Here is a 7,911-nt window from a genome sequence, read left to right as displayed (position 1 = left end):
AGCATGTCCGCAAGATCTTCCTGGGTGTAGCCGAGCCTCTTGCGGCGGCTCCTGAGCGCCGCCCCCAGCGCAGCCCCCTCCGTCACGCGCACCCCCTGGGCTATGATCTGATCGCGGCTTATGTCCATGACGCCTCGTTTCTTACGTATAGGTAATCCGTTCTGTGTCGTCTATAGTATCATACGTATACGTAAGATATTCAAGATTCAGCCAAAATATTATGTATACGTATGAAGAATAGGTCCGTCGGCATCTGGCCCGCTCTTTCCCCAAAACCTTTCTCCCGCCTAGCTGCTCGGTGTAAAGCTTTTAGGGGCACCCCTCTCAACTTTACGGCGTCTCCCCTACCCCGACCGCGCCGCTCAGGGTTGCGGAAAGCGGGGCGAAGGGGTATATTCGGGCAGACCTGGCGCCAAAAGGGCGCCCGAGAGAAGGAGATCCGACATGAGAGAGAAGCGACGGGGGTCGCTTCTGAGCCTCGGCCTGGCGGCCGCGCTCGCCTGCGGGATGATGCCCGCGGCCGCGCTCGCCGAGTCGGAGGGCCAAATCACGGAGACCCCCCCCCATCGAGTTTTCTGAGGCCGTAGACGACGCTACCGACCCCGGCGAGACCATCCCGGCCGAAGGCGATCCGCCCGACAGCCGGCCGCAAGCCACCGATGCCGCGGGCTCCGCTTCTCCCTCTTTCGAAAAATCCGACACCGCTCCCCAGCCGGGCGCTCCCGATGTAGCGCCCGGCAGCACCCCCGACCCCGTGGCGCGCGCCCTCGCCGAGGCGGGGCTGCCCCTCTCCGCCGCGGCCTCGGCCGATCCCTCCCCCGACGCGCAGGGGTGGGTCACCTGCGGCGACCTGCGCGTGAAGGGCGGGGCCTACGGCGTGGACTTCACGTACACGCCCGGCGCCGTGCAGTACAACGGGGCCGATTACGGCACATCGGACGTCGTGGAGGTGCTCACCTCCGCGCCCCTCGTCTTCTCGGATGCCGCCGGCCACAGCAAGGACGCGCCGGGCGCCACGGGCATCCAGGTGAACCCCGGCGTGCACGCGGCCATCACCTTGAACGGCGTGCATGTCTCCCATCAGATACCCCTCAATGTCATGACCCATAGCCTCGATACCGACAACGGAACAAAGGCGATGGAAGGCGCGCAGGTCAGGAACCGGACAAGCCTATATCTGGTACTGGCCGACCAAAGCGACAACAGCCTCGCGTCGTCGGGTGGACATCGCCCTGGCATTCGGTGCGGAGAGGGCTCGGATCTCGTCATTGACGATGCCGTTCGCAACCTCGATGCAGCCGGAAACATGGTGATTCCCATCGGTGGTGTTATCAACCGCGAAGTCACGCTCATAGACGGTAAGAAATTGACCGCAAACAGCACCCACACCGCCCTCGACAGTCGTAGCCCCGGAGTACTCACTGTTTCAGGCAGCGGGGCGGCCGCGGGCATCGGAGGCTCATGTCAGGAAAGCGGCGGCAGAATCACTATCAACGGGGGCAAGATAACAGCAAGCGCCTCGTATGGCGGCAACGATTCCGACACAGGAGCGGGGATCGGAGGAGGATCGGGCGGCAATACCACTGACACGACGCTCGCTATCAATTCAGGGCGTATCGAAAGCCATGGCGGCTTTCATTCAGCAGGCATCGGAGCGGGCGCCTGGAACGGCAATAACTTCGCCTCGCTCGCTCCTCCGGACACTATTCTGAGCAGAAACTACAACTACCCTCTCGCTGGCAACATTGAGATAAACGGAGGTCTCATCACCTCGGTGGGCGGCTCTCACGGCGGCGGCTTCGGCACCAGCTGCCACGGCGGCACAAACGCCGGCAACGTCATTAAGGTGACGGGCGGTACGCTGATCCCTAGTACTCTCGGCAGCACGTTCATGGACTTCGATGCTGGAAGCGAAGGGCGTGTCGTCATCGCGGGAGGCTCGGTTTTCTCATCGGGCCGCTTCCAAGGCCTCGGCGGTACAGCCTACGGCAGCGAAGGCGAGTACCGAGAAGAGGACAAGGTGCTCATGATCACCGTCGACCTCGGCTCGGACGGGGTCGGCAACGAGACCATAGACAAATGGGGCCTGAGCATCGACGGGGTGCCGCAGGGCTACGGCGCTCCCGCGCAGTTCCACGAGGGCAAGCTGTACCTCTGGCTGCCCGCGTCGGCCAAGGACAAGGTGATCTCCATCGACCTGGGCTACGAGAGGGAGGACGGGACGCGCGTGGAGCCGGACACCCTGTTCCGCGACCCCGCGAGCCCCGCCGACCCGGAGGACCCGAACCGCACGAAGCTGAAGCGCTACGAGGAGTTCGAGCTGGACCCGTCCTACCTCGCCGGCCTGAAGAAGTACTACGACGGGCGGCCCCTCGAGGCCTACGACCTGAAGGCCAGGCCCATCGCCCCGCCGAAGGACCCCGACCGCGTGCTGAACGACCCCCTGGCCTGCGACTACAAGTACCAGCGCTTCGACGCCGTGGGCGGAAACGCCGTGTCCGGCGAGGTGTCCACGGGCAACAAGATGCCCTCCGACGTCGGGATCATGAAGTTCACCATGATCTCGCGGCAGTACTCCACCACCGAGGGCTTCAAGGAGAACTACTGGGGACACCGCGCCTTCGGGTGGTGCGAGATATGGGCCATCCCCTCGAGGGTGGCAGACGTGAAGGCCTCGTGGGGCGCCGGGGAGGGCGCCGACCGGGCGCTGGCCGTGGAGGCCGTCGTCGAGCGGGGCGCCACCGTGGACGGGGCCCCGCCGGCGGCCGACGGGTCGAACCTGACCGAGCCCACCTGCGCCTCGCCCGAGGGCCGCGTGCAGCTGTACGTGGACGGGAAGCCCGTGGGAGACCCGGTTGAGCTGCGCTTCGAGGACGCGACGCTGCCCGACGGCACCGTGCTGCCCGCCAACGCCGTGCGCGAGGGGGACGACGCCGCGGGCCACCGCACGCGCGTGTCGCTTTCGATGACGGCGGCCGCCGCGGGGCTCGACGCGGCGCCCGCGGGCGCGGGCGAGCACCGGGTGTCGGTCCGCTTCCTGCCGCCGGACGCCGCCCAGCAGGCCGCCGGCGCGCCGGCGAACTACCTGGCCAGCGAGGAGCCCTCCGGGGACTCGAAGGCCCCCTGGGCGCCGGTGCAGGTGGCGCCGGACCCGGCCATCGCGCCCGCCCCGGCGCTCGCCAAGAAAGCGCAGAACCTGACCCATCCGGACGGGCCGACGCAGCCGGGCGACCGCATCCGCTACACAATCACGGCGTCGAACGGGGCCAAGGGGTCGCTGTGGACGGACGTCGTGGTCACCGACCCGCTACCGGCGTGCCTGGAGCTGGACGAGAGGTCCGTGCGGCTGGACAACCCGTCGGCGGGCGCCGCGGGCAAGCCGCTCTCGAAGGCGCCGTCGGTGGCGGCCGGCGACGTGGGCAGGTTCGCGCTGTCGGCGCCGGCGGCCGACGGAAGGCCCGTGCTGACGGTGCCCGTGGGCAACGTCGCCGGCGGGGCCTCGGCCACGGTGACCTTCGAGTGCACGGTGCGCGGGGGGCTCGACTTCTCCGACCCGGCCGCCATAGACCTGGGCAACATCGCCTCGGCTACGGGCAAGCGCCCCAACCCCGACGACCCGGACGGCCCCGACGTGGGGCCGGTGGCCCCGCCCGACACCGGCCCGGCGACGCCCCCCGGAGGAGGCACCGTGGCGCCGGCCGACCCCGACGTCCGGGTGTCCAAGAGCGTGGAGAACCTGACCGCCCCCGGCGGCAAGGTGACGCACCTGGGGGACCGCCTGCGCTACACAATCGAGCTCTCGAACGCCGGTGCCGCCGACAGCTGCCTCATGGGCGCCGTCGTGTCCGACCCGCTGCCGGCGGGCATCGAGCCCGTGCCCGGCACCCTGCGGCTTTCCGTGGACGGAGGGGAGCCCGTCGCCGTGCCCGACGAGGCCTACGACCGGGCCGGCCGCACCATTGCGGTGGCCTGCGGCGATGTGTGGGGCGGGCACAGGGCCGTGCTGACCTTCGAGTGCACCGTGGGCGAGGCGGCCCTCGGGGCCGACAACGCGAACACTGCCCACGCCGGCGGGAAGGTGCCCTCCGAGAACCCGGGGGCGCGCCCCGAGGCCCCCGAGCCCGGAGGGCCCGCGGAGCCCCCGGCGGGCGAGCCCGAGGCGTCCTCGCCGCCGGCGGTCCCGCCCGTCGTGGTGGGCGACGACCCGGCCGAGGGCGACGTCGCCATCGGGAAGACGGCCGAGAACACGAGCCGGGACGACGGCACCACCCGCGTGGGCGACACGGTGCGCTACGAGATAACCCTGCGCAACGAGGGGGCGGGCACGAGCTGGATGGACGCAGCGATCCGCGACGACGTGCCCGAGGGCCTGGAGCCCGTGGCGGGCACGATCAAGCTCGCGCTGCCCGACGGCTCGGAGGTCTCCGTCGACGACGCCGCCTACGACCCGAAGACGAGGACGCTCGCCGTGGCCTGCGGGCACCTCTACGGCGGGCAGGCCGCCGTCCTCTCCTTCGACGCGCTCGTGACCGCCGACGCCGTCGGCGCCGACATCGGGAACGTGGCGCTCGGCTACGGGACGCCGCCGAGCGCATGGGACCCCGACGGCACCCATCCCGAGCCAGGCGCCCCCTTCTCCCCCGACGGCGGCTGGGACGCCTGGGAGCAGGGCCGCGGCAAGGCCGTCTCCGACCCCGCCTATCCGCCCGGCGCGGACGCCTCGGGCGGCGTGCTGGACGGCGACGAAGGCGGCAAGCGGCGCACCACCATCGCCCACAAGCTGGCCCAGACCGGCGACGCCCTGCTGGCCGCGGCGCTCCTGCCCCTGACGCTGGCCCTGGCGGCCGGCGCAGCCCTGCTCGCGTCGCGGCGGCGCAGGGCGCGCAGCCCGCGGTAGGCAAAAGTCCGCCCATCATGCAGGAGGGGCCGGCGGCTTCGCGCCCCCGGCCCCTCCGCCGCCTCCAACCCCGACTGACCCACTCAGGGTTGCGGAAAGCGGGCCGAAGGGGTATATTCGGCCACGGTACGCTGACAGGTCGGCAGCAGTCCCGCGCACCCGAAGGATGCGACCCGGCCTGCGAGAGAAGGAGATCCGACATGAGAGAGAAGCGAGCGGTCTCGCTTTTGGCCCTCGGCCTGGCGGCCGCGCTCGCCTGCGGGATGTTCCCCGCGGCGGCCCTCGCCGAGCCGGAGGGCCAGGGCACGGAGACCCCCCCCCATCGAGTTTTCTGAGCCGGTAGGCGACGTATCGCCCGACGACGGCCTTCCCTCCTCCTCTCCCCCGGACTCCCCGGACCCATCTTCCTCTTCCGGCTCCCCAGCCTCCTCCGGCGAGGACGGCTCCCCTGCGGCCACCAGCCCCTCCGACGGCGCATCGGCCGACGGGGAGAGCTCCTCTCCCGGCGACGTGCCGGACTCTCCCGCCACGAGCACCGCGACGGCATCTCCCCTGGGCCGCATCACGGCCGGCATGGCCCATCTGACCGCCGGCGCGCCGGCTGCGGCGGCAGCCGACGCCATCCCCGTATCCGACGGCGCGAAGCCGGCTCCCGCCCCCGGCTCCTTCGAGCTGGGCGGGTTCACCATCTGGGGCGTCGACGGCGACGCGGTGACCGCCGCCGACTTCGCCTACGACGATGCCGCCCAATCGCTCACGGTGAACACCGACAAGCACTTCGCCCTGCAAACGGACGACCAGACCATCTCCGACAAAGAGGACGAGAGCGCGCGCACAATCCCGGGCATCCACAAGAACCCCGTGAGCACGCGCCTCATCGTTCCCGCCGGCCGCGAGGCCCACATCACCCTGGCAGGCGTCGGCGTTCGCGCGCCATCGTCCGTCGCCACCTACAGCGCCCTCGATATCGCCAAGGGCGCCTCATGCCATCTGGTACTCGCCGACGGCACGCAGAACTCCCTTGTCGCCCTCGCGTCGAACGGCTCCGGCATCCATAACCCCGAGGGAGCCGCCCTTACCATCGACGACTCGATTCTCAACCAGGATCGCTCGGGAAACACCGTAGTCCCCGAGAACGGGTTCGTCCCCGCCGATATTACCCTGGCCAACGGTACGAAGATCAAAAAGGGTGACCCCCTCACCGTCATGGACAGCGAGAACCCGGGGTCCCTTGTTGTCTGGTGCACCGCAGGGATCTCTGCGGCCATTGGCGGCCGCGGTGACCCCTCGTACGGCACCGGAGGGGAGGATGGGGGAGCCTTCACCATGAATGGCGGCCTCGTCACCGCCCGCAGCTCGTACAATTACGAGGCTGGGGGATACAACTGCTCAGCCGGCATCGGCGGTGGCGGCTGGGGAGGCAACGGCACGGGCCTCGATGACTGGATCACCATCAACGGAGGCCGTCTCACCGCCATCGGCAGTCAGCACGGCGCCGGCGTGGGCAGCGGCAACCAGGGCGCCTGCGGCAACATTCGCATCAACGGCGGCTACGTCATCTCCAAGGGCGGCGACCACGGCAGCGGGTTCGGAGCCGCCTGCATCCCCGCCGACAGCTCTGCGTTCAAGATGATCTTCACCGGCGGCACTCTCATCCCCTCAACTGCCTATCCTCCCATCGCAGGCTGCGGGGACATCGGCGCGCCGAACGCCGACATCACCATCACCGGCGGCTCCATCGGCAACGGCCGCGACCCCGAGCGATTCACCTTCGAGGGCAGCGCGCACAACGCTGAGGGCGAGCCCATCAAGATGATCCAGGTGGATCTCACCTCGGACGTGGGCGAGAGCGCCTTCGCCCTCAGCGAGTGGGAGCTCAAGGTGGACGGCGTGCCCTACGACTACGGGGCGCCCGCCGAGTTCGACAAGGGGCACCTGTACCTGTGGCTGCCCGAGCGCGTCGTGAGGGACTCCGAGGTGACCGTGGAGTTCACCTACCTGGACACCGACAAGCTGGACGAGAGCGGCAACCCCACCCCCGTCACGCCGCTGCCCCTGTTCCGCCCCGCCGACAGCTCGCTGCCGCCCGGGGTCACCAACGACGGCAAGCTGCGCCGCTACGTGGACTTCGAGCTTGACGCCGACTACCTCGCCGGCCTCAGCAAGTACTACGACGGCGAGCCGTTCCCCGTCTTCCCGCTGCCCCTGCGCGCCCCCGACGGGCGCGACCTCACCGAGGCCGACAAGATCACCTTCAAGTACCAGCGCCTCGACCCGTCGGGCAACCCCGTCGGCGCCGAGACCGACAACGGCGCCGACGTGGGCGCCATGACGTTCACGGCCATATCGACCCAGTACTCCGACGACACCGAGGGGAACTTCTCGGAGAGCTACTGGGGCCACCGCGCCACGGGCCGCTGCGAGATCCGGCCCATCGGATCCCAGGTGGCCATCAAGAGCGCCACCTGGGAGAACGGCCAGGCCAGCTCGCAGGAGAACCCCTCGGACCGCAAGCTGTCGCTCACCTGCGCGGTGAGGCGGGCCGACACCGACCCCTCCGGCGCCCCCACCAAGGCCACCTGCGCCGCGCCCCAGGGCTACATCCAGCTGTTCGTGGACGGGAAGAAGGTGGGCGACCCCATCGAGATCCTCTTCGCCGACAAGACGCTCCCTGACGGGACGGTGCTGCCGGCCAACGCCACGGCCAGCGGGGACACGACCACCTTCACCTACACCGCCTCGCCGGCCGAGGTGGACCACCTCGTGCCCGTGGCCACCCCCAACGGCCGCCACGTCATCTCGGTGCAGTACCTGCCCCCGAACGACGATGATGCGGCGCCGGCGAACTACCTGGCCAGCGCGAACCCGATCGACGACCCCGGCCACGCCCCCGAGGTGGAGGTGGCCATCTCGCCCATCGACCCGAACCCCGCGGTGACGCCCGAGCCCGACCCCGACTGCACCGACCCCGACGCGCCCGAGCCCGAGGTGTCGACGGGGCCGGGGCAGCCCGC

General features: G+C 69.9%; 2 protein-coding genes and 1 pseudogene. All 3 read left to right on the top strand.

Annotated features, from left to right (window positions below; all coding sequences use genetic code 11):
* Positions 1–754: 754 nt before the first annotated feature.
* Positions 755–4,897: a hypothetical protein gene (locus ACTOXK_RS11670; RefSeq protein ID WP_482279966.1), complete on the top strand. Its 4,143-nt coding sequence runs from the start codon at positions 755–757 to the stop codon at positions 4,895–4,897.
* Positions 4,898–5,097: 200 nt separating this feature from the next.
* Entirely contained in the window at positions 5,098–5,232 is a 135-nt protein-coding gene (locus ACTOXK_RS11665) for a hypothetical protein (protein ID WP_289637582.1), read from the top strand.
* Between the two features lie 175 nt (positions 5,233–5,407).
* A pseudogene (locus tag ACTOXK_RS11660) lies at positions 5,408–7,911 on the top strand (hypothetical protein); the annotation flags it as partial.

The sequence above is a fragment of the Adlercreutzia sp. genome (assembly GCF_056795635.1).
This window is presented reverse-complemented; position numbering and strand designations above follow the sequence as displayed.

Bases quoted from the DNA above. Each gene is read 5' to 3' on its own strand.
- ACTOXK_RS11665 (WP_289637582.1), top strand. From the start codon at position 5,098: ATGAGAGAGAAGCGAGCGGTCTCGCTTTTGGCCCTCGGCCTGGCGGCC.